The organism is Aeromonas dhakensis (assembly GCF_002285935.1).
Taxonomy (GTDB): Bacteria; Pseudomonadota; Gammaproteobacteria; order Enterobacterales; family Aeromonadaceae; genus Aeromonas; species Aeromonas dhakensis.
Genome location: NZ_CP023141.1, coordinates 2,899,381 through 2,919,700 on the forward strand (window position 1 = coordinate 2,899,381; position 20,320 = coordinate 2,919,700).

The 20,320-nt window shown below is 64.1% G+C and carries 16 protein-coding genes; 7 read left to right on the forward strand and 9 right to left on the reverse strand.

The features are described 5' to 3' along the window. Positions 1-35: 35 nt before the first annotated feature. The 5 genes from CK627_RS13660 to CK627_RS13680 all read right to left on the reverse strand — a co-directional run bounded on the left by CK627_RS13660 (position 36) and on the right by CK627_RS13680 (position 6,311). Positions 36-839, reverse strand: coding sequence for an amonabactin ABC transporter ATP-binding protein (locus CK627_RS13660; protein ID WP_095592616.1), 804 nt, complete (start codon positions 837-839; stop codon positions 36-38). A gap of 43 nt (positions 840-882) precedes the next feature. Next, on the reverse strand, positions 883-1,950 hold the full coding sequence (locus CK627_RS13665) for an amonabactin ABC transporter permease subunit 1 (RefSeq protein WP_157737183.1): 1,068 nt from the start codon (positions 1,948-1,950) through the stop codon (positions 883-885). Between the two features lie 13 nt (positions 1,951-1,963). Continuing rightward, entirely contained in the window at positions 1,964-2,980 is a 1,017-nt protein-coding gene (locus CK627_RS13670) for an amonabactin ABC transporter permease subunit 2 (RefSeq protein ID WP_017779624.1), read from the reverse strand. A gap of 70 nt (positions 2,981-3,050) precedes the next feature. Then, positions 3,051-5,024: a siderophore amonabactin TonB-dependent receptor gene (locus CK627_RS13675; RefSeq protein WP_095592618.1), complete on the reverse strand. Its 1,974-nt coding sequence runs from the start codon at positions 5,022-5,024 to the stop codon at positions 3,051-3,053. Between the two features lie 57 nt (positions 5,025-5,081). Next, entirely contained in the window at positions 5,082-6,311 is a 1,230-nt protein-coding gene (locus CK627_RS13680) for a siderophore amonabactin export MFS transporter (RefSeq protein WP_157737184.1), read from the reverse strand. Positions 6,312-6,562: 251 nt separating this feature from the next. On the opposite strand from CK627_RS13680, the gene CK627_RS13685 reads away from it, so the two are divergent. Further along, positions 6,563-7,315 (forward strand): hypothetical protein, encoded by a 753-nt coding sequence (locus tag CK627_RS13685; RefSeq protein ID WP_095592620.1) that lies wholly within the window; start codon positions 6,563-6,565, stop codon positions 7,313-7,315. 13 nt (positions 7,316-7,328) lie between these two features. Here CK627_RS13685 and CK627_RS13690 read toward each other — a convergent pair whose 3' ends face one another. The 3 genes from CK627_RS13690 to CK627_RS13700 form a co-directional block, all read right to left on the reverse strand. Then, positions 7,329-7,790 (reverse strand): DUF2919 domain-containing protein, encoded by a 462-nt coding sequence (locus CK627_RS13690; RefSeq protein ID WP_005301619.1) that lies wholly within the window; start codon positions 7,788-7,790, stop codon positions 7,329-7,331. A 142-nt stretch (positions 7,791-7,932) separates the two neighbouring features. Then, complete coding sequence (gene corA / locus CK627_RS13695) at positions 7,933-8,880, reverse strand: magnesium/cobalt transporter CorA (RefSeq protein WP_005301617.1); 948 nt, start codon at positions 8,878-8,880, stop codon at positions 7,933-7,935. 490 nt (positions 8,881-9,370) lie between these two features. Continuing rightward, positions 9,371-11,014, reverse strand: coding sequence for an electron transfer flavoprotein-ubiquinone oxidoreductase (locus CK627_RS13700; RefSeq protein ID WP_095592622.1), 1,644 nt, complete (start codon positions 11,012-11,014; stop codon positions 9,371-9,373). Positions 11,015-11,137: 123 nt separating this feature from the next. Here CK627_RS13700 and CK627_RS13705 point away from each other — a divergent pair, with 123 nt between their 5' ends. The 5 genes from CK627_RS13705 (at position 11,138) to aroG (ending at position 16,952) form a co-directional block, all read left to right on the forward strand. Next, the gene (locus CK627_RS13705; RefSeq protein ID WP_167385352.1) at positions 11,138-11,887 is read left to right on the forward strand and encodes an electron transfer flavoprotein subunit beta/FixA family protein; all 750 of its coding nucleotides are present in this window, start codon (positions 11,138-11,140) and stop codon (positions 11,885-11,887) included. Positions 11,888-11,987: 100 nt separating this feature from the next. Beyond that, the gene (locus tag CK627_RS13710; RefSeq protein ID WP_017786872.1) at positions 11,988-12,914 is read left to right on the forward strand and encodes an electron transfer flavoprotein subunit alpha/FixB family protein; all 927 of its coding nucleotides are present in this window, start codon (positions 11,988-11,990) and stop codon (positions 12,912-12,914) included. Positions 12,915-13,138: 224 nt separating this feature from the next. Further along, positions 13,139-14,227 carry a 3-phosphoserine/phosphohydroxythreonine transaminase gene (gene serC / locus CK627_RS13715; RefSeq protein WP_095592624.1) on the forward strand — a complete coding sequence of 363 codons (1,089 nt, stop codon included), beginning with the start codon at positions 13,139-13,141 and terminating at the stop codon, positions 14,225-14,227. A gap of 172 nt (positions 14,228-14,399) precedes the next feature. Next, entirely contained in the window at positions 14,400-15,683 is a 1,284-nt protein-coding gene (gene aroA, locus CK627_RS13720; RefSeq protein WP_010633771.1) for a 3-phosphoshikimate 1-carboxyvinyltransferase, read from the forward strand. Positions 15,684-15,896: 213 nt separating this feature from the next. Then, a complete protein-coding gene (gene aroG, locus CK627_RS13725; RefSeq protein WP_095592626.1) occupies positions 15,897-16,952 on the forward strand; it encodes a 3-deoxy-7-phosphoheptulonate synthase AroG in 1,056 nt (351 codons plus the stop codon). 96 nt (positions 16,953-17,048) lie between these two features. On the opposite strand, the gene CK627_RS13730 is transcribed toward aroG, so the two are convergent. After that, the gene (locus CK627_RS13730) at positions 17,049-18,644 is read right to left on the reverse strand and encodes a methyl-accepting chemotaxis protein (protein ID WP_167385353.1); all 1,596 of its coding nucleotides are present in this window, start codon (positions 18,642-18,644) and stop codon (positions 17,049-17,051) included. A 260-nt stretch (positions 18,645-18,904) separates the two neighbouring features. Here CK627_RS13730 and hutW point away from each other — a divergent pair, with 260 nt between their 5' ends. Then, on the forward strand, positions 18,905-20,275 hold the full coding sequence (gene hutW / locus CK627_RS13735) for a heme anaerobic degradation radical SAM methyltransferase ChuW/HutW (RefSeq protein ID WP_167385354.1): 1,371 nt from the start codon (positions 18,905-18,907) through the stop codon (positions 20,273-20,275). Positions 20,276-20,320: the final 45 nt, after the last annotated feature.

A 20,320-nucleotide genomic window follows, 5' to 3' on the forward strand; every position in this document is an offset into this window, starting at 1 on the left:
CCAAAAACCGCCTCTCGGCGGTTTTTGGATGGGGCTCAGGCCTGCTGCTTCATGGCAAAGGCGTGCGGCCTGCGGCGCGGCACTATGATGGGGGCGCCGTCGCCGGGGGCGTGCAGTATGTCCACGTCGGTCTGGTAGAGGCGGTCGATGAGGGACTTGGTCACCACCTCGCGGGCCGGCCCCATGGCCTGGATACCGCCATCTCCCAGCGCGATCAGCTCGTCGCAGTAGCGGGCGGCGGTGGCGAGATCGTGGATGACGATGAGCACCGTCTTGCCCTCGGCGGTGATCTGGTGGATGGCCTCCATCACCTCGGTCTGGTGACCGATGTCCAGCGCGCTGGTGGGTTCATCCAGCAAGATGATGTCCGCATCCTGGGCCAGCACCATGGCGAGCCACACCCGCTGGGCCTGGCCGCCGGAGAGAGAGCTGGCGCTCTGCTGCAGAATGTCGCCGAGCTGCATCCGCTCGCAGGCCCAGCTCACCATGCGGGCATCCTCCTCGCTCCACTGATTGAACCAGCCCTGATGGGGATGGCGGCCGTACTGCACCAGCTGCTCGACCTGGATGCCGGCGGGCACCAGCGGGCGCTGGGGCAGGTAGGCGAGCTCGCGGGCCAGCGCTTTCTTGCCGTAGCTTGCCAGCGGCTTGCCCTTGAGCAGGATCTCGCCGGCTTGCTGCTGCTCCTGGCCTGCCAGCAGTTTGAGCAGGGTGGACTTGCCGCCGCCGTTGGGGCCGACGATCCCTACCAGCTTGCCCTGGGGAATGGTGAAGGAGATGTCGTTGAAGACGGGCTTGTGCTGATAGCCAAATTGCAGGTGATTGATGGTGAGCGTCATCAGGCGGCCCTCGGTCTGTCTTGAAAATGGATGAATGGCATCGTCAGTCGGCCTTCTGGCGGTCTTTGAGCAGGATGAACAGCAGCAGCAGGCCGCCGAGAATACGGGTCATGATGCCGGTGGCCACCTCGTGGGGGCTGGCCAGCACCCGCACCAGGGTGTCGCTGGCCAGCAGCAGCAGGGCGCCGCACAGGGCGGCAATCCACAGCGGCACGATGCGATCCCGGCTGAGCCAGGAGGCGAGCACCGGGGCCGCCATGGCGATGAACACCACCGGGCCGCCGATGGCGGTGCCGAGCGCCGCCACGACGATGGCCTGGGCCAGCACGCCGAGCTGCACCCGGTTGACGTTCACCCCCAGACTCTGGGCGGTGACGGGGCCCAGACGCAGTACGCCCAGAGCCCGGGAGAGATAAACTACCCAGGGGCAGACCAGCAGGATCAGGATCCCCACCGGCAGCACGGTGCTGTAACCCTGGCCGACGAAGTTGCCCATGTTCCACAGGTAGAGGCTGGTGAGGTGCACCAGCGACTGGGTGGACATCACGAACTGGCCGATGGCGTTCATCATCTCGGAGACGCCGATGCCGATCACCACGAACAGGTAGCCCTGCTCCCCCGGCTTGTTGCACAGGGCATAGAGCACGGCGGCGGCAAACAGGGCACCGAGCGGCGCGGCCCACCAGGGCCAGCTGCCGAGGGTCAGGTAGAGGGAGAAGGCGATGATGGCCAAGGAGGCCCCCTCGTTGACCCCGATCATGTCCGGGGTGGCGAGGCGGTTGCGAATGAGGGTCTGCACCAGGCAGCCGGAGAGGCCCATGGCCGCTCCCGCCACCAGCACGGCGACGATGCGCGGCAAGCGGATCTTGAAGACGGTCACCTCGCTCAGCCGGTTGCCCTCGCCAAGCAGGGTCTGGATCACCCCCAGCATGGTGAGCTTGCCGGAGCCCAGGGTCAGCGCCAGCAGGGAGAGCAGCACCAGGGCCACCAGGAGCCCTAGGGTAATCAGCCAGGCGCGGCGGTGCAGCAACAGGGTGCGGCTGCCAACGCGCAGGCAGACGGTACCGGTGGGAAGCGTCGTGGTGAGGGAGGGATGGATGGAATTGTTCATGAGGCAGGCAACCTTATTTGACGGCCAGCAGGGCGCGGAAGCCGCCGCTGCGCACCACCAGGATGAGCACGGGGGCACCGATCAGCGCCAGGATCACCCCGTTGGGCAGCTCGAACGGCTGGATCAGCCAGCGCGCCAGGATGTCGGCGCCGAGCAGAAAGAGCACCCCGAACAGGGCGGAGAAGCGCACCTGGATGGCGAGGCGCACCGGCTCCACCAGACGGGCGCAGTAGGCGGCGAGAAAACCGACGAAGCCGATGGGGCCGGCGATGGCGATGGCGCAGGCGGTAAACAGGGTGGCGGCCAAGAGCACGCCGATGCGCACCCGGGTCGGCCGGATGCCGAGCGCCAGCGCCTGGTTGTCACCCATCTGCATCAGGGTGAGCTGGCGACAGAGCGCCAGGGTCAGCAGCAGGCCGAGCAGGGCAAAGGGCATCACGGTGAGCACCGCATCGAGATCCGAGGCGGCCAGCGACCCCAGATTCCAGAAGCGGAACTGCTCCAGCACCACCTGGTTGGAGAGCAGCAGGAAGTTGGAGAGGCCGCCGAAGGTGGCGGAGAGGGCGACCCCCACCAGAATGAGCTTGAGGGGGTTGGAGCGCCCCACCATCAGACCGAGGCCCAGCACGATGAGGTTGCCGAGCAGGGCCCCCATGCCGGACCAGAGCAGGTAACCGTAGGCGGATTCGACGCCAAAATAGGTGAGGCCAATCACCAGGGCGAACACGGCCCCGGCGTTGACCCCGAGCAGGCCGGGTTCGGCCAGCGGATTGCGGGTGGCGCTTTGCAGCATGGAGGCCGCCAGCGCCAGAGAGACGCCCACCACCAGGGCACACAGAGTGCGGGGCAGACGCAGGGTGTGAACTATCATGGCGAGTTTTTCATCGGCCACGAGGGCGGGATCGCCCAGCAGAAAACCGGCGACCTCGCGGCCACCATAGACACCGGCGCCAGTGGCCAGTGACAGACAGATCAGCAGGAACAGGAGGATCACTCCCAGCCAGAACAGGTGTGTTTGGTGTCTCTGCACCCGGCTACTCCTTCATGTCGAGGCAATAACAGCAGAAAGAGGGGAGTCCTGACGGACTCCCCTGCGGGGCTTACAGCTTGTAGTCCACGCCGGCGTAGACGGTACGACCTTCCAGAATGAAGTCGGCGTCGGTGGCGACCTGGTCACGCTTGGTGTTGGTGAGGTTGGTGATGCCCAGCTTGAAGTCGAGCGCCGGGGTGACCTTCCACTTGGTGTTGACGTCCAGGGTCTGGTAGCTGTCGGACTTGAGCGCCTGGGAGTTGTGCATCGGCACCTTGATGAACTGGCTGCCCACGTACTGCCAGGCCAGGTTGGTGCTGACGATCTCGGTGGCTTGCCAATCCAGGCTCAGGTTGCCGGTGTGATCCGGGGTCTTGGCCAGATCGTCGCCGGTGCTCTTGTCTTCGGAGTCCAGCATGGTCCAGTTGCCGGTCAGCTTGACGTCGTCCATCACATCGACCCAGCCGGTCAGCTCCAGCCCTTTGACCCGCGCCTTCTTGACGTTGAGGTAGGTCATCACGCTCGGACGGTAGCCCGGGCCCCACTGATCGCTCTGGATCAGATCCTCGATGTCGTTGTGGAAGCCGGTGAGGCCGGCGCCAAAGCGTTGTGCCTCATAGGCGGTGCCCAGCTCGTAGCTGACTGCGGTTTCCGGTTTCAGATCCGGGTTGCCGACTACCTTGCAGGCGCCGCGGCAGGCGGTGGTGGCGAAGCCTTCGCTGGACTGGGCCAGGGTCGGGGCCTTGAACGCCTTGCCGGCGCCGCCCTTGATCACCCACTCGTCGCTCAGCTTGTAGAGTGCATAGGCACGCGGGCTGAACTCGTTGCCATAGGTTTCGTGGTGATCCAGACGACCGGAGAGGGTCAGCGCCAGATCGCCAAAGCCGAACTCGTCTTGCAGATAGAGAGCGCTTTGGCTTGCATCCACGCTGCCGTTGGTGATGCTGCGGCTGTGTTCCAGCTCGGTTTTGCGGAATTCCGCGCCGGAAGTCAGCAGGTGATCCCCGAGGTAGCCGCTCAGCTGGCCGTCGACGGTGTGGTTGGTCTGGGTGACGTCGGCCGCGCCGCCGTTGAGCTGGGAGTCATCCATCAGATCGGTCTGCTCGAAGTAGTAGCGGGCCCGGCTGTCGAAGTGTTCCCAACGGCCGTTGTGGGTGACCCCCAGGCTCAGCCGATCGAGTTTTTGCACGTTGTGCGGAGTGGCCGGGGCTGTGGGGGCGCGCGGCACGTTGTTGAAGTAGCTGTCCATGTCGTTCTGGTTGTAGCCCAGATCGAACTCCACGTCCTGGTTGTCGCTGACCAGCCACTTCAGGCTGGAGAGCATGTTGACCACTTCCCGTTTCTCCAGCGCATCTGCGTCCTTGTTGTTGGACTGATCGCTGTGCCAGCGGTCGCGCTGATAGCCTTCCACCACCAGGCTGCCGAGCAGCTTGTTGTCGATCAGGGCGCCGGAGACGAAGGCGTTGCCACGGTTGGCATCGCCGCCATCACCCTTGGTGGGCATGGTGTGGGTGTAGCCGAAGGCCGCCTCGGTCTGCTCCTTGGCCTGGCGCAGGATCACGTTGACCACGCCGCCGAGGGCGTCGGCGCCATAGAGGGAGGAGACGGGACCGCGGATCACCTCGATGCGCTCGATGGCAGCCATGGGGATGGAGCTCAAGTCGAAGTCATTGCCAAACGAGCTGCCCAGGGTCTCGCGGGCGTTGACCCGCTTGCCGTTGATCAGCAGCAGGGTGTAGTCGCCGCCCATGCCGCGGATCTTGATCTCGTTGCGGCCGGTGGGGTTGGTGCCGATGACGTTGACGCCGGGCACGTGCTTGAGCGCTTCGCCGATGTTGTTGGCGTTCATCTTGTCCAGATCGGTGCGGGTCACCACGGAGACGCTGGCCGGCGCGGAGAGCTCGGTGTGCTTGGTCTGGGTGGCGGTGACCACCAGGGTCTCGTTGGCTTTGGGCGCTTCGGCCTGGGCCAGGCCCGGCAGGGCGATAAGACCGAGGGAGAGCAGGATGGGGTTCAGGCGAAAGACGCCAGGCTGCAACTGCATAGTCAAAACTCCATGAATAAAACAGAGGTTATGGGGTCCGGCTCTGGGGCCGGTGGCTCACTGACTTCCTTGTCTGGCGGGGCCAGACTCGGGGTTATTGTTGTTCCTTGTCTGTGCCAGCCCCTTGAGCAGGAGCCAGACACCGCCGCAGGCCAGCAGACCGCAGCCGATATTGATCCAGGCGAGCCCAGCAAAGCCGTGCAGGGCGCCGCTCTGATCCGACACCAGCAACCTGGCGGAGAGCAGGCTGCCAAGCCCGGCCGCCACATTGGTGACCGTGCCCTGAAAAGACATGAAGGCGGCGCGCTGATGAGGGGCCGGGATGGATGCGGTGATGGCGAGGGTCGAACTGGATCGGGCCGAGCTCAGCGCCATGAACAGGGTGAACAGCAGGTAGACGGGCACGCCGACCGGCATGGCGAAACCGAGCAAAGTGATCAGCGCCAGCAGCAGGCTGGTGATCAGGATGGCAGCCCGGGCCCGGCCCTGATCAATCCAGCCACCGCACAGCCGCATGGTGGCCATGCTGGCGAGGCCGCCGCACAGGTAGAGGGCGGCGATCTGCTCGCGCGGGAAGGCGAGGTTGAACTGGAAGTAGTTGGCAAAGTGCGGGATCAGCAGAAAGTGGCCGAACATCTGCAGGCAGAGGATCAACAGGGCCCCCTGGCAGAGCGGCGAGGCCAGCAGCTGGCGCAGGCCGCTGCCGTGAGGGGCGCGGTTGACCGGCAAGGAGGGCAGCAGGCGGCTGCTCAGCAGTGCCAGCAGCAGACCGCAGACACCAAACAGCAGGAAGGGGCTCTGCCAGCCAAACCACTGGGCCAGCACCAGGGCGATGGGCACCACCAGAATGGCGGCCAGGGAGAACGCCATGCCCACGTAGGCGAGGCGGCGGCCCCGCTCGGCCGGCGGTACCAGATCCAGCACGGCTGCCATCAAGATGGCGGCGAGCGGGCCGGCCACACAGCCGGACAGGACAAACAACACCAGCAGCTGCTGGCTGTCTTGCACCAGGGTGCAGGCCATCAGCAGCAGAAAACGCAGGGTGAGCAGCACCAGCAGGGCGGGCTTGCGATTGACCCGATCGAGCCAGGGGGCGGCGATGAGCCCCATCAGGGCGGCCCCCAGAGTGGCACCGCCGCTGAAGTAGCCGGTCTGTTCCGGCTGCATGCCGAGGCTGATGACCAGATCCGGCCCAAGGGGCATCACCATCATCATGCTGCCCATGGAGAGCATGTTGACCAGCAGGGCAAGGTGGATGGCGGCGGGGGTGGTGGTCACAGGCTTCATCGACGGCAAGCTCGAAAAAATGAGACCGAATTGTATCCGAGCGATTTTTTCGTGACAACAAATGGTAATCATTTTTATTTGTGTTATTTGATCTATCTCCGCTCTTTTCATCGAAAAATGAAGGACCTGACCTGCACGGCGTTCACCGCTCACGGGCAAAATCATTGAAAAGCGGGCGGGATGGCCCATGATGACGAGGTGATGAGCAGGCCGATGAGGCGGAGGGCTGCCGAGTGGGACGGGAGGAGAAGATGAGAAGATGGAATTGGTGCGGACTCTGGCTGCTGTGGGGGCTCTGGTGCCTGCCGCTGCGGGCCGAGGTGAAGGTGATCCCGGTATTCGAGACGCAGGCGGCTGTGCAGACCCTCAAGGATCTCTATCCTGAGCTGGGGGTGAGCGCCATGGGCAACCAGCTGGTGCTGAGCGGCAGCGCCGCCCAGCTGCAGGAGGCCGAAGCGGCGCTGGCCAAATTCAACCAGCCGCCCCAGAGCCTGCTCATCGAGTGGCGGGTGGATGGCGCTTCCAGCGGCCAGCAGGCCGGTGTGGGGTTGGGCCGGGATGCGGCCAAGCGGCAGTGGCTGCTGGAGGGCAATGCCCAGCAGTATCAGCACAGCCAGAACGACAGCTGGCAGGTACGTGGCCTGTCGGGTCGGCCGGTGCTATTGCAGATGGGCACCTATCAGCCGGTCACCTTCTATCAGTGGCGCGGTGGCCAGGTGGTGGGGCTGATGCCGTTGGTAAATGGCCTCTACGCCACCGCCACCCTGATCGGCGACAGGGTACAGATAGCGCTCAGCAGCGAGCAGGCCAGGCTGGAGCAGGGCACCATCAACCGGGGGCAGAGTGCCACCGAGGTGAGCGGCTCCCCCGGTCAGTGGCTGACGGTGGGGGAGCTCTCCACCAGCGCGGCGCAGCAGGGCAGCAGCCTGGGCACCCAGTTGCAGGGGGGCGGCGGTACTCAGAGTGATCGCCAGACCCTGCAGATCCGGGTCACCCGCCAGTGAGCCGACTCGCCCTTCAGTGGGGTTGATCCACCGCGTATTCACGCAACTGGCGGCTGCGCAGCAGATACCAGAGTGACCAGAGGGTAGCGACCAGCACCAGGGCGGTGGGCCAGCTGAACGACCACTTCTGCAGATTGAGGCTGTGCAGTTGCATCAGCAGGCCGCTGACGGCAGAGCAGAGCAGCAGCAAGGGGCTGTGGCGCCTGAGCCAGGCCCGGAAGCTGCGGGTCTGTTGATAGGTGCCGCCGCAGGCGAGCAGCGCCAGCATGGCGGGCACGTCGGTCAGCAGGCTGATGTAGAGGGTGAGCCGGTCCGGGTAGAAGAGGGTCAGGATGGCGCTGCCGCTCTCGCGGGTGACGCCGGCCATCAGAAACAGCCAGACCGAGCGGGTCAGCAAGAGAGCGATGGGCCAGAACCAGAGCGGGGGACGCAACTGGCCGTGATCGTCGTATCTGTGTTCGGGGTAGAGGGTCATGGTTGCCCGGGGTCGTCTGTGCAAAGGATGAAGGGGATATGGGGCGAAGGGGCGCCCTTTGCAAGGCGGGCGAGGGGCGGGAATTAATCGGGGGGCCATGCCCCCCAATCCGCTTATCTCTTTTCGTGCCGGGTCGCCGGCGTCACAGCCAGCCTTTTCGCTTGAAGAAGAGACCGGTGCCGAGCGATGACATCACCATCAACACCAGGGAGAGGGGATAGCCGTACTCCCAGGCGAGCTCCGGCATGCGACCGAAGTTCATGCCGTAGATGCTGGCGATAAGGGTCGGCGGCAGGAAGATGACAGCCGCCACCGAGAAGATCTTGATCACCTTGTTCTGCTCCAGGTTGGTGACCCCCATGGAGGCCTCCAGCTGGAAGTTGATCTTGTCGAACAGGAACTGGGTGTGGGGCAGCAGGGACTCCACGTCGTGCAGCATCTCGTCGATCCACTTGTTCTGCTCGCCCGTCATGCGTTGGCGCAGGCTGCGTTTCAAGAAGCGCAGAGCGCGACGGGTATCGTGCAGGGAGAGACGGATCTGGCCGTTGGCCTCTTCCTGGGCCATCAACTCCTTGAGCATGGGATTGATCTGATCCGGCTCGAAGATCTGATCGGCGGTGTTTTCCAGGGTCTTGTAGCCATCTTCGATGAGATCGGAGAGGTATTCCACCTTGAGGTTTTGCACCTCCAGCAGGATGTCGAGGGCGTCTTCCACCTCCAGCCGATCCTGGCGCATGTAGTGGCGCAGCAGGCGCACCAGGCCGATGTCATCCTCGCGGATGCTGATCAGCAGGTTGTTGCGCAGGGTAAAGGAGACGTGGACACCCTTGGTGTCACGGCCGATCCGCTGGGGAAACAGGGAGTGAATGTGCAGACCGTCGGTATCCCAGTAGAAACGGGCGGATGCTTCGATGTCATCGAGCTCCTCCTTGTCGGGCACCTCTTCCAGAAACAGGCCCGTCAACCATTCTCGTTCCGCCGTGTCCGGCTTGTAGGCATCCAGCCAGACGGTGTTGTCAGGCACTATGTCGTCAGGCCCGAGCGTGACTATGTCCAGTACCTTGTTATTGAGAATGTAGGCGGTGATCATCTGTCCCCCCTTAAGAAGTCATGGGTAATCAGGGATGGTTGCACAGGTCATGCGGCCTTAGAGCGCGTAGAAAGCGATCCCGTGGACAAGCTGAACGGGCCGATGGAAAACCTGAATGCGGCGAACTATACAGGGGCGGGCCGCGCTTGTCAGGGCCTATTCATCGGAGGTTCAGCCTGTTCGCTCAAAAAAACAGCGAGGTCGGAGCAGCCACGCCGACCTCGAAACGGGTGATCCCGGCGTCGCCTCCTTTATTCCCCCCGGCACGCGGGAGGAGCCGGGTTCACCGGCCGGGATGATAGGCTGCCGAGTGTCCTGCGACAGCCCCCGGCCGTGCGCCGGAAACCGCCTCTATTTGATGTGTTGAGGCTGAGCATTATTGTTGTCTGCACAGCGGTTTTTTCATCACATATTGGGATAGTTGGGGCCGCAGCCGCCCTTCTGGGCTGCGCATCCTTGTTATCTGCGCAGGTCTGCATGGGCAAGCCTGTTACATATTGGGATAGTTGGGGCCACAGCCGCCCTGCGGCGGTGTCCAGACGATGTTCTGGCTCGGATCCTTGATGTCGCAGGTCTTGCAGTGGATGCAGTTGGCCGCGTTGATCTGCAGGCGGGGCTGGCTCTCCGAGCCCAGGATCTCGAACACCCCGGCCGGGCAGTAGCGCTGGGCGGGTTCGGCCCAGGTGGGCAGGTTGACCGCCACCGGGATAGTCTCGTCCTGCAGCTTGAGGTGGCAGGGTTGATCCTCGTCGTGGCTGGTGTTGGCCAGGTACACCGACGAAAGCTTGTCAAAGCTGAGCCTGCCGTTCGGCTTGGGGTAGTCGATGGGTTGGCAGCGGCTGGCCATGCGCAGCTGACGGTAGTCCGGCTCCTTGTCCAGCAGGGTGAACGGCGAGGTGCGAGCAAACAGCCGCTGCTCCAGCCAGTTGAAGGCGCCGCCGAGCCAGGGGCCCCAGCGGTGCAGGGCGGCGCCGAAGTTGCGCGCTGTTTTGAGCTCCAAGGCCAGCCAGCTCTGTTGCAGCGCATCGCCGTATTCGGCCAGATCCCGGCCCCCTTCATCGCCGCCGCGCAGACTCATGGCAACTGTCTTGGCCGCCAGCATGCCGGACTTCATGGCGGTGTGGATCCCCTTGATGCGGGAGAAGTCGAGGGTGCCTGCATCGCAACCGATGAGCAGGCCGCCGGGAAAGTGCATGCGGGGCAGGGAGTGCCAGCCCCCCTTGGCGATGGCGCGGGCACCGTAGCTGATGCGCTCGCCCCCCTGCAATGCCGCGGCGATGAGCGGGTGGTGCTTGAGGCGCTGAAACTCGTCAAACGGGCTGAGCCAGGGGTTGCGGTAGTTGAGATCGACGATGAGACCGACCGCCACCTGATCCTGCTCCAGATGGTAGAGATAGAAGCCGCCCTGGCTCTTGTCTTCCTTCCCTTCGGAGAGCGGCCAGCCGCTGCCGTGCAGCACTTGGCCCGCTTTGCCCTGGCCGGGGGGGAGCTGCCACAGCTCCTTGAAACCGATGGCGTAGTGCTGCGGCTGGGCGGCGCTTTCCAGATGAAAGTCGGCGATCAGCTGCTTGCCGAGATGGCCACGGGCCCCTTCGGCAAACAGGGTGTAGCGACCGAGCAGCGCCATGCCGGGCACGTGATCCGCTTTCGGATTGCCCGCCCGATCCAGCCCGAGATCGCCGGTGATCACACCCTTGACCCGTCCTGCTTCCATGATGAGTTCGCTTGCGGTAAAACCCGGGTATATTTCGACTCCCAGCTGCTCGGCCTGCTGACCGAGCCAGCGACAGAGGTTGCCGAGGCTGATGATGCGGCTGCCCCCGTTGTGCATGCGCGGTGGTACCGCCCAGTTGGGCAGTTGCAGGGCGCGGCTGTCGCTTTGCAGCAGGTGCACCTGATCGTCGTTGACCTCGACCCCGAGCGGGGCCTGTTGCCAGCTCTCTGGCAGCAGCTCCTTGAGGGCGACGGGATCCAGCAGGGCGCCGGAGAGCAGATGGGCGCCGATCTCCGCTCCCTTCTCCAGCAAGCAGACCGACAGCTCGGCATTGTGCTGTTTGAGGGCGATGGCGGCACTGAGTCCCGCCGGGCCGCCACCGACGATGACGACATCAAATTCCATTGCTTCGCGTTCCATCTTGCCTCTGTGCTCGACTTGGCCTAGGGTAGTGCTGGTAGTTTACGTAAACGTAAAGTAAATGTAAGCAAAAAATGTGAGGGTTTTCATGGATTCACTCAACAGAAGCGAGGGATGCGCGTCATGAAGCTGCTGGTCGCGGTCAAGCGGGTGCTGGATTACAACGTCAAGGTCCGGGTCAAGAGCGATGGCTCGGACGTGGAGCTGGCCAACGTCAAGATGGGGATCAACCCGTTTTGTGAAATTGCTGTGGAAGAGGGGGTCAGGCTGCGCGAAGCCGGCGTGGCATCCGAGCTGGTGGTGGTGACCTTCGGCCCCGAGGCGGCGGCCGAACAGCTGCGTCATGCCCTGGCGCTGGGGGCGGATCGGGCCCGCCATTACGTGACTGGCGAGACCCTGACCCCGCTCACCGTGGCGCGCGCCCTGCAACAGGTGTGCGAGCGGGAAAAGCCCGATCTGGTGCTGCTCGGCAAGCAGTCCATCGATTCCGACAACAACCAGGTGGGCCAGATGCTCGCCGCCCTCAATGACTGGCCGCTCGCCACCTTCGCCTCCGCCATCAAGCTGGTGGAGGGGGAATTGCAGGTGACCCGCGAAATTGACGGCGGCCTCGAGACCCTCGGCATGGCGCTGCCGGCGGTGGTGACCGTGGATCTGCGCCTCAACGAGCCGCGCTTTGCCTCGCTCCCCAACATCATGAAGGCCAAGCGCAAGCCGCTCGAGAGCGCGCCCTTTGCCGACCTCGGCGTTGAGCCGGCTGGCCAGACCCGGCTGCTCGGGGTGATGGCCCCCGCTGCCCGCAGCGCCGGCATCATGGTGGGCTCGGTGGACGAGCTGCTGGACAAACTCAAGCACGAAGCGAAGGTACTCTGATGCTGCCAGCAATCAACAGAACCCCGCCCGCCGGCGACAGGCTCGGGGGCGTGATGGGCACACAGGCTGGGACATCAACGGACGATAGCAAGGGGCAGTCATGAGCGTATTGATCATTGCCGAACATCATCAGGGCCAGTTGGCCGACAACGTGGCCCGTCTGGTCACTGCAGGGGGCCAGCTGGGTGGCGAGGTGCATCTGCTGTTGCTGGGGCAGGGGCTGACCGAGGCGGGCGAGCAGGCCGCCGCCCTGCAGGGGGTGAGCCGGGTGCTGCTGGCCGAGCATCCCATGCTGGCAGAGGGGCTGAGCGACGGAGTCGATCCGCTGCTGGCCCATATCGCGCGGGATTATCAGCACTGTCTGATGGCCGCCAGCACCCAGGGCAAGGATCTGCTGCCGCGGGTGGCGGCCAGGCTCGGAGTGGAGATGCTCTCCGAGGTGACCGGCATCGAGAGCGGCGACACCTTTCTGCGCCCCATCTATGCGGGCAACGCCGTGGCCCGGGTGGCGAGCAGCGCTCCCATCAAGGTGCTGACCATCCGGCCTACCGCCTTCGCCAAGGCGGCGAGCGGCGGCCAGGCAGAGGTGGAGCGCTTGCCGGTGAGCGAGGTGACTTGCCGTACCCGCCTCATCGAGCGGCGCGCCGTGCGCTCCGCCAGACCTGAGCTCGCGGCGGCGCGGGTGGTGGTCTCCGGTGGGCGGGCGCTCGGCTCCAAGGCGCAGTTTGCCCTGATCGAGGCGCTGGCCGACAAGCTGGGCGGCGCGGTGGGCGCCTCGCGGGCGGCGGTGGATGCGGGCTTTGTCGCCAACGATCTGCAGGTGGGTCAGACCGGCAAGGTGGTGGCCCCCGAGCTCTACATCGCGGTCGGCATCTCGGGCGCTATCCAGCATCTGGCGGGGATGAAAGAGTCCAAGGTGATCGTCGCCATCAACAAGGACAGCGAGGCCCCCATCTTCCAGGTGGCCGACTACGGGCTGGTGGGGGATCTCTTCACCTTGCTGCCGGAGCTCACCGCCAAGCTGTAACCTGGTGAAAAAAGGGGGCCGGGGGCATTGAGCACCGGCAGGCGCCCATTTCCACGCATGTTCTCTGCAAGCCCTGACCCGTTCAGGGCTTTTTTCTGCCAAGAGCACTGGCGGCGGGTCGGCAAAAGGTTGAGCCAGCTCCCAAAAAGCCTTTGATCCGGGGGCTGCACTTGTGTAAAACCAGACAAGTCCCCGATCACACTCATCCACTCACGGAAAGCGTCATGAGCAAACAGATTTACAACTTCTGCGCCGGCCCCGCCATGTTGCCGGTCGAAGTCATGGAGCGCGCCCAGCGCGAATTTTGTAATTTCCAGGGGCTGGGAGCCTCGGTCATGGAGCTCTCCCACCGCGGCAAGCCCTACATGGCGGTCGCCGAGAAGGCCGAAGCGGATCTGCGCGAGCTGCTGGCGGTGCCGGACAACTACAAGGTGCTGTTCATGCACGGCGGCGGCCGCGGCCAGTTCTCCGCGGTGCCCATGAACCTGCTGGGAGGCGTCAACAAAAAGGCCGACTTCCTGCTGACCGGGGTCTGGTCCCAGAGCGCGGTGGATGAGGCCAAAAAGTATGGCGACATCCAGACCTTCCAGGGTGTTGCCAAGAATGAGCAGGGGATCTCCCACCTGCTGCCGACCCCGGCGTTTCGCGCCGATGCGGCCTATGTGCACTACTGCCCGAACGAAACCATCGATGGCATCGAGATGTTCGACATCCCGGCCACCGGTGAGGTGCCGCTGGTGGCGGATCTCTCCTCCACCATCCTCTCCCGTTCCATCGACGTGAGCCGCTTTGGCATCATCTATGCCGGCGCCCAGAAGAATATCGGCCCCTCTGGGCTGGCCATCGCCATCGTGCGCGACGATCTGCTGAACCAGGCCCGCGCCGATGTGCCGTCGATCTTCGACTACCAGCTCACCGCCAAGAACGACTCCATGTTCAACACCCCGCCCACCTACGCCTGGTATCTGGCCGGGCTGGTGTTCGAGTGGCTGAAAGAACAGGGCGGCCTTGCGGCGATGGAAGCGCGCAACAAGGAGAAGGCCGATTTCCTCTACGGCTATCTCGATCAGTCCAGCTTCTATGGCAACCAGGTGGATGCCAGCTGCCGTTCGCGGATGAACATCCCGTTCCAGCTGAAAAATGCCGAGCTGGACAAGCTGTTCCTGGCCGAATCGGAAGCCGCCGGCCTGCTGGCGCTCAAGGGACACCGCATCGTCGGTGGCATGCGCGCCAGCCTCTACAACGCCATGCCGCTGGAAGGGGTGAAGGCGCTGGTCAGCTTTATGGACGGCTTTGCCAAGCGCCACGGCTGAGGCGTTTTTTCCCCGATTGCCGACGCCGGGGACTCCCCGGCGTCTGTTTTTTCCCTGATGCCGGACCGGCCGCCCCCGCGGCCTGCTTTTGTGCCACCTGCAGTCTTGCCGAGCAGGGCGCGGGCTGCTAACGTCCGGTCAGGTCATTTTTTTGAGATCGTACAGGAAGTCTATGAATTCGTTGCGTTTGGAACCCATTTCTCGTGTGGCCGGTGAGGTCAATCTGCCCGGCTCCAAGAGCGTGTCCAACCGGGCCCTGCTGCTGGCAGCCCTGGCCCGTGGCACCACCCGACTCACCAACCTGCTCGACAGCGATGACATTCGTCACATGCTGGCGGCGCTGACCCAGCTCGGGGTCAAGTACAAGCTCTCCGCCGACAAGACCGAGTGCACCGTGCACGGTCTGGGTCGCAGCTTTGCAGTGAAGGAGCCGGTCAATCTGTTCCTCGGCAACGCCGGCACCGCCATGCGACCGCTCTGCGCCGCCCTGTGTCTGGGCTCCGGCGAATACACCCTGGGCGGGGAACCGCGCATGGAAGAGCGCCCCATCGGCCATCTGGTGGATGCCCTGCGCGAAGCGGGCGCCCATATCCAGTACCTGAAGAAAGACGGTTATCCGCCGCTGGTGGTGGATGCCAAGGGGCTGTGGGGCGGCGACGTCCATGTCGACGGTTCCGTCTCCAGCCAGTTCCTGACGGCGTTTTTGATGGCGGCGCCGATGGCGGCGGGCGACACCCGCATCCACATCAAGGGGGAGCTGGTCTCCAAGCCCTACATCGACATCACCCTGCACATCATGAAGCAGTTCGGGGTGGTCATCGAGCACGACAACTACAAGCTGTTCTACATCAAGGGCAACCAGAGCTACGTCAGCCCGGGTGACTTCCTGGTGGAAGGGGATGCCTCCAGCGCCTCCTACTTCCTCGCGGCAGGCGCCATCAAGGGCAAGGTGCGAGTCACCGGCATCGGCAAGCACAGCATTCAGGGCGACATCCACTTCGCCGATGTGCTGGAGAAGATGGGCGCGCGCATCACCTGGGGCGATGACTTCATCGAGGCCGAGCAGGCGCCGTTGCACGGCATCGACATGGACATGAACCACATCCCCGATGCGGCCATGACCATCGCCGTGGCCGCACTGTTTGCCGAGGGGCCCACCTCCATTCGCAACATCTACAACTGGCGGGTGAAGGAGACCGACCGTCTGCACGCCATGGCGACCGAGCTGCGCAAGCTGGGCGTCGAGGTAGAGGAGGGGCGTGACTTCATCACCGTCACCCCGCCAGCGCAGCTCAAGCATGCGGCCATCGATACCTACAACGATCACCGCATCGCCATGTGCTTCTCGCTGGTGGCGCTGTCCGATACCGCCGTCACCATCAATGATCCGGGTTGTACCTCCAAGACCTTCCCGGACTACTTCGACAAGCTGGCCAGCATCAGTCAGCGCGCGTGATGAACCCAGGCCCGCCTCGCTGCGGGCCTGTTTCTTTGGGCTGTCCCGCTCTGCTACCTCCCTCTTTTCATTCTCGCCTAGCAGCATTATTAAAACTTGCAAGGTAGGTTAATAAAATTCCTTATTAGATAATGTAATTTTCTATTTACACCGCTGCTTGTGCGGGCTAGATTGAAGTTTCTTTATCGCAGTCATCTAGCAGGAAGCCTTATCATGCAGCATCAAACCGACGACGTTCGTATTAGTGAAATCAAAGAGTTATTACCCCCGGTTGCGGTGCTTGAGAAGTTTCCGGCCACCGAGGTCGCATCCAATACCGTCTTTGAATCCCGTCAGGCCATCCATCAGATCCTGGCCGGTGAAGATCAGCGCCTGCTGGTGGTGATCGGCCCCTGTTCCATTCACGACCCGGCCGCCGCGCTGGAGTACGGCAAGCGCCTCAAGGTGCTGCGTGACGAACTCAAGGGCCAGCTGGAGATAGTGATGCGGGTCTATTTCGAGAAGCCGCGCACCACGGTGGGCTGGAAGGGGCTGATCAACGACCCTTACCTCGACAACAGTTGCCAGATCAACGACGGCCTGCGCATCGGTCGCAAGCTGCTGCTGGATCTCAACGACATGGGGCAGCCGACCGCCTCCGAGTTCCTCGACATGATCACCCCGCAATACGTGGCGGATCTGATGAGCTGGGGCGCCATCGGGGCCCGTACCACCGAATCCCAGGTGCACCGCGAGCTGGCCTCCGGTCTCTCCTGCCCTGTGGGCTTCAAGAACGGTACCGACGGCACCATCAAGGTGGCCATCGATGCCATCGGCGCCGCCAGCGCGCCGCACCACTTCCTGTCGGTGACTAAATACGGCCACTCCGCCATCGTTGCGACCCGGGGCAACCCGGACTGCCACATCATCCTGCGCGGCGGCCGTGAGCCGAATTACAGCGCCGCTCACGTGGACGAGGTGGTGAAGGGGCTGGACAAGGCCGGTCTGCCGCAGAAGGTGATGATCGACTTCAGCCACGCCAACAGCAGCAAGCAGTTCAAGAACCAGATGCTGGTGGCCGAGGACGTGGCCGGTCAGCTGCGTGCCGGCAGCAAGGCGGTGTTCGGCGTCATGGTGGAGAGCCACCTGGTGGAGGGCCGTCAGGATCTGGTGGAAGGGTGCGAACTCACCTTCGGTCAGAGCATCACAGATGCCTGCATCGGCTGGGCCGACACCGAGACCCTGCTGCGCAATCTGGCCGATGCGGTGGCCACCCGCAACGCAGGCTAATGTCGGCCGGGCCGCGCGCCAGCTCAACAAGACGCAAAACAAAAGCGCGACCCTGGGTCGCGCTTTTTTATTGGCCAGAGCGGGCGGCAGTGATGATCACCAGCGGTAGGTCTTGAGCAGCTGCTCGAGCTTGCGGCACTGCTCCACCAGCTGGACGCTGGCGAGGTTGGCGGCGTGGGCCTGGCCCAGGGTGTCGTTGGAGGTGTTGCGAATGTCGCTCACCGAGCCGTCCACCTCGCTGCAGACCCTGTCCTGCTCCTCGGCGGACTGCGCCATCTGGGCGTTGAGATCGTTGATGCTGCTGATGCGGCAGATGATGTTCTGCATGGCGGCCAGGGTCGCCTCTGTCTTGTGGATGCTCTCGTCCGCCTTGGCCTTGGCATCCCCGATCACCGATACCGCGCTCTGGGCCTCGTTCTGCAGGGCGGCGATCATCTGGGAGATCTCCTCGCTGGCGGCGCGACTGCGGTTGGAGAGGGCGCGCACCTCGTCGGCCACCACCGCAAAGCCGCGTCCCTGCTCGCCGGCCCGGGCCGCCTCGATGGCGGCGTTGAGGGCGAGCAGGTTGGTCTGATCCGCGATCCCCTTGATCACCTCCAGCACCCCGTCGACCGCCAGACAGCGGTTGTCGAGCTGCTGGATCACCTTGTCGACCCGCTCTATCTCAGCCGACATCTCGCCCATGTCGTTGATGGAGTGCTGGGCGAGGCGACTGGTGTTGGCCGCATCCTGGTTGGTGAGGGCGGAGAGCTCGGCGCTCTTGCGGGCGTGTTCGCGCACCTCGTGGGAGCTGGCGGCAAGCTCGCTCACGGCGGCGGCCACCTGTACCGTCATGCTCTCCTGCTGGCGGGCCGAGCCTTCGGTCTGGGTCGCCACCTGGCGGATCTGGTTGGACTCCTGATAGAGCTGGTGGGTGGCGCTCTCCACCTCCTGCAGGCTGTGGCGAAACCCCTGCACCATGTCGCTGACGGCGCGGGTCATCTCGCCCAGCTCATCCCGGTTGGGATTGATCAGGGGGAGAGAGAGATCCCGCTCCTTGGCCATGCGAGTCATGGCCAGCTGCAGATGGCGTACCGGCCGCTTGATGTAGCGTTGCAGCACCCAGCCCAGCAGGCCGAAGCCCAGCCCGAACACCGCCACCAGGCTGCCGCTCAGGATCAGGTTGTTGCGATGGATCTCGCCAAAGGTGTGGCTGAGATCGTAACTGATGCGCACCGCCCCCATGACGGTGCCTTCCGCCACCTGATGGCAGGTGGTGCACTGGGTACCGCGGTACTCCTTGTAAGCCTTGAAGGGCTTGATCAGGGTGAGCTGGTTGCCCTGCTGCTCGAGAATGGTCTCGCCTTGGTTGATGGCACGCTCGTCCAGCTTGTCTTCAATCTGCTGATCCGGATGGCCTGGGCCGAACAGGCTGGTCACCGCCGGGGCGCGGATCAGACGGGCCTCGACGATGCCGGCCTCGCTCTTGAGCTTGGTCTGCACGATCTGGCGATTGGCGATGGCCCCCGTCATCATCAGCACGTTGAGCTGATCCATGTAGGTGTTGGCGGCGCTCTCCACCTTTTCACCCGCCAGCCGGATGGCGAGATCCCGTTGCAGCCAGGCGGAGAGCTCGAAGCTGAGGGCGAAGGTGCAGCCGATGACCAGGGCGAGGGGGAGAAAGATTTTCCAGTTCAGAGACAGATTTTGCATCGTTGGCAGGTCCATGCGCAGGTGAGCGATCGTCAATGGTTGATGACTCTCCCCGCGTTTGCTCATCAGAACGGGGAGATGGTTCTCTATCGGCTCACCCTACCTCATCTTGAGTAAATTAACTGTTAACTGGATCCATGATAGAGGTTAATGGTGCGTAGCAAACGAGGGTTGTTCGTCATTGAGTTGATCCAGCACAAACTTGGCATTTATTGATAGTGGTTATCATTTGCATTATTTCACTCGATAGCCTGCCTGCGATGACACCACTGCTGACCCCGACCATGACCGGTCTTGCCACCCCGGATCCCCTCAAGTTCGCCTTTGGCGCCAAGACCTCGGCCCACGCCAGTCGCGGCGGCGTGCGTCCGTTCACCCTCGACCATGCCGACTGGCAAGCCTGGTGGCGCCGCGAGAGCGAGGCGGACGAGCGGGCGCTCTATATCCACATCCCGTTTTGCCGCAAGCGCTGCAGCTTCTGCAATTTCTTTGAAAATGGCGCCAATCCGGCCCGCATTACCCGCTATGTCAACGCGCTCTGCGGCGCGCTTGCCCGGGCCGCCGAGACACCGTTTGTCCAGAGCCGCCCCTTCTCGGCCGTCTATGTGGGGGGCGGCACGCCGACGGACATGAGCGCCGACGAGCTGGCGATGCTGGCCGCCGCCATCCGTCGTTTTCCCCTGACCCCGGATGCGGAGGTGACCCTGGAGGGGCGCCTCAACGGCTTTGATGATGCCAAGTGGCACAGTGCGCTGGCGGGCGGCTTCAACCGCTTCTCGTTCGGAGTGCAGAGCTTTGATACCGAGGTGCGCCAGGCGGCGGCCCGCTTCGACGACCGGGAGACCCTGCTGACCCGGCTGGGGGAGCTGACCCGCCACGACGACGCGGTGATCGTGGCCGATCTCATCTTCGGCCTGCCGGGCCAGGATGATGCGGTGTGGCGTCAGGACATCGCGGATGTGATGGTGAGCGGGGTGCACGGGGTGGATCTCTATCAGCTCATCGCCATGGCCGGCACCCATCTGGCCCGTGCCGAGGCGAAGGGCAAGCTCGGCTGGGCCGCCGACGGCCAGCAGCGGGCCACCATGTATGCCTATGGCGCCCAGACGCTGGAGCAGGGGGGTTGGCAGCGGCTCTCCTGCAGCCACTGGCGGCGCGGCGAGGCCGAGCAGAGCCGCTACAACCAGATGGCCAAGCGCGGCGCCGAGATCCTCCCCTTCGGGGCCGGGGCCGGCGGCAACGTGCATGGGCACGGCCTCATGTATGGCCGGGATCTGGCGCTCTGGCACGAGGCGCTGGCGGCGGATCAGCGGGCCCCCGGCATGGTGATGGGGCGCAATCCCAATGGCCGCCTCGATGGCCTGCTGCGCGGCGCGCTCGACTGCGGCTGGCTGGCGCTGGCCCGCTTGCCGACGCCGCTGCGGGCACATCTGCAACCCTTGTTCGAGGCCTGGCAACAGCACGGGTTGGCAACGCTGAGTGATGCACGGCTCGAGCTCACCCTGGCGGGGCGCTTCTGGAACGTCAATCTGCAGGCAGGGTTGTTTGAATACTTGCAGCTCAACCCGCTGGCGGGGTCGGGTACGGCGCCTGCCGATGCGGCGCAGGCGGTGCGCCATTCGCTGGTGTGAGTGTGCTGGCCGAGAGGGCTGTGCAATGAGGAGATGATAAACAAG

What these genes read in the sequence shown, in the direction of transcription:
- CK627_RS13685 (WP_095592620.1), top strand. Translation starts at nt 6,563, where the DNA reads ATGAGAAGATGGAATTGGTGCGGACTCTGGCTGCTGTGGGGGCTCTGG.
- aroG (WP_095592626.1), top strand. Translation starts at nt 15,897, where the DNA reads ATGCAGCATCAAACCGACGACGTTCGTATTAGTGAAATCAAAGAGTTA.
- CK627_RS13660 (WP_095592616.1), bottom strand. Translation starts at nt 839, where the DNA reads ATGACGCTCACCATCAATCACCTGCAATTTGGCTATCAGCACAAGCCC.
- aroA (WP_010633771.1), top strand. Translation starts at nt 14,400, where the DNA reads ATGAATTCGTTGCGTTTGGAACCCATTTCTCGTGTGGCCGGTGAGGTC.
- CK627_RS13705 (WP_167385352.1), top strand. Translation starts at nt 11,138, where the DNA reads ATGAAGCTGCTGGTCGCGGTCAAGCGGGTGCTGGATTACAACGTCAAG.
- CK627_RS13675 (WP_095592618.1), bottom strand. Translation starts at nt 5,024, where the DNA reads ATGCAGTTGCAGCCTGGCGTCTTTCGCCTGAACCCCATCCTGCTCTCC.
- serC (WP_095592624.1), top strand. Translation starts at nt 13,139, where the DNA reads ATGAGCAAACAGATTTACAACTTCTGCGCCGGCCCCGCCATGTTGCCG.
- CK627_RS13690 (WP_005301619.1), bottom strand. Translation starts at nt 7,790, where the DNA reads ATGACCCTCTACCCCGAACACAGATACGACGATCACGGCCAGTTGCGT.
- CK627_RS13665 (WP_157737183.1), bottom strand. Translation starts at nt 1,950, where the DNA reads ATGAACAATTCCATCCATCCCTCCCTCACCACGACGCTTCCCACCGGT.
- CK627_RS13710 (WP_017786872.1), top strand. Translation starts at nt 11,988, where the DNA reads ATGAGCGTATTGATCATTGCCGAACATCATCAGGGCCAGTTGGCCGAC.
- hutW (WP_167385354.1), top strand. Translation starts at nt 18,905, where the DNA reads ATGACACCACTGCTGACCCCGACCATGACCGGTCTTGCCACCCCGGAT.
- CK627_RS13680 (WP_157737184.1), bottom strand. Translation starts at nt 6,311, where the DNA reads ATGAAGCCTGTGACCACCACCCCCGCCGCCATCCACCTTGCCCTGCTG.
- corA (WP_005301617.1), bottom strand. Translation starts at nt 8,880, where the DNA reads ATGATCACCGCCTACATTCTCAATAACAAGGTACTGGACATAGTCACG.
- CK627_RS13700 (WP_095592622.1), bottom strand. Translation starts at nt 11,014, where the DNA reads ATGGAACGCGAAGCAATGGAATTTGATGTCGTCATCGTCGGTGGCGGC.
- CK627_RS13730 (WP_167385353.1), bottom strand. Translation starts at nt 18,644, where the DNA reads ATGCAAAATCTGTCTCTGAACTGGAAAATCTTTCTCCCCCTCGCCCTG.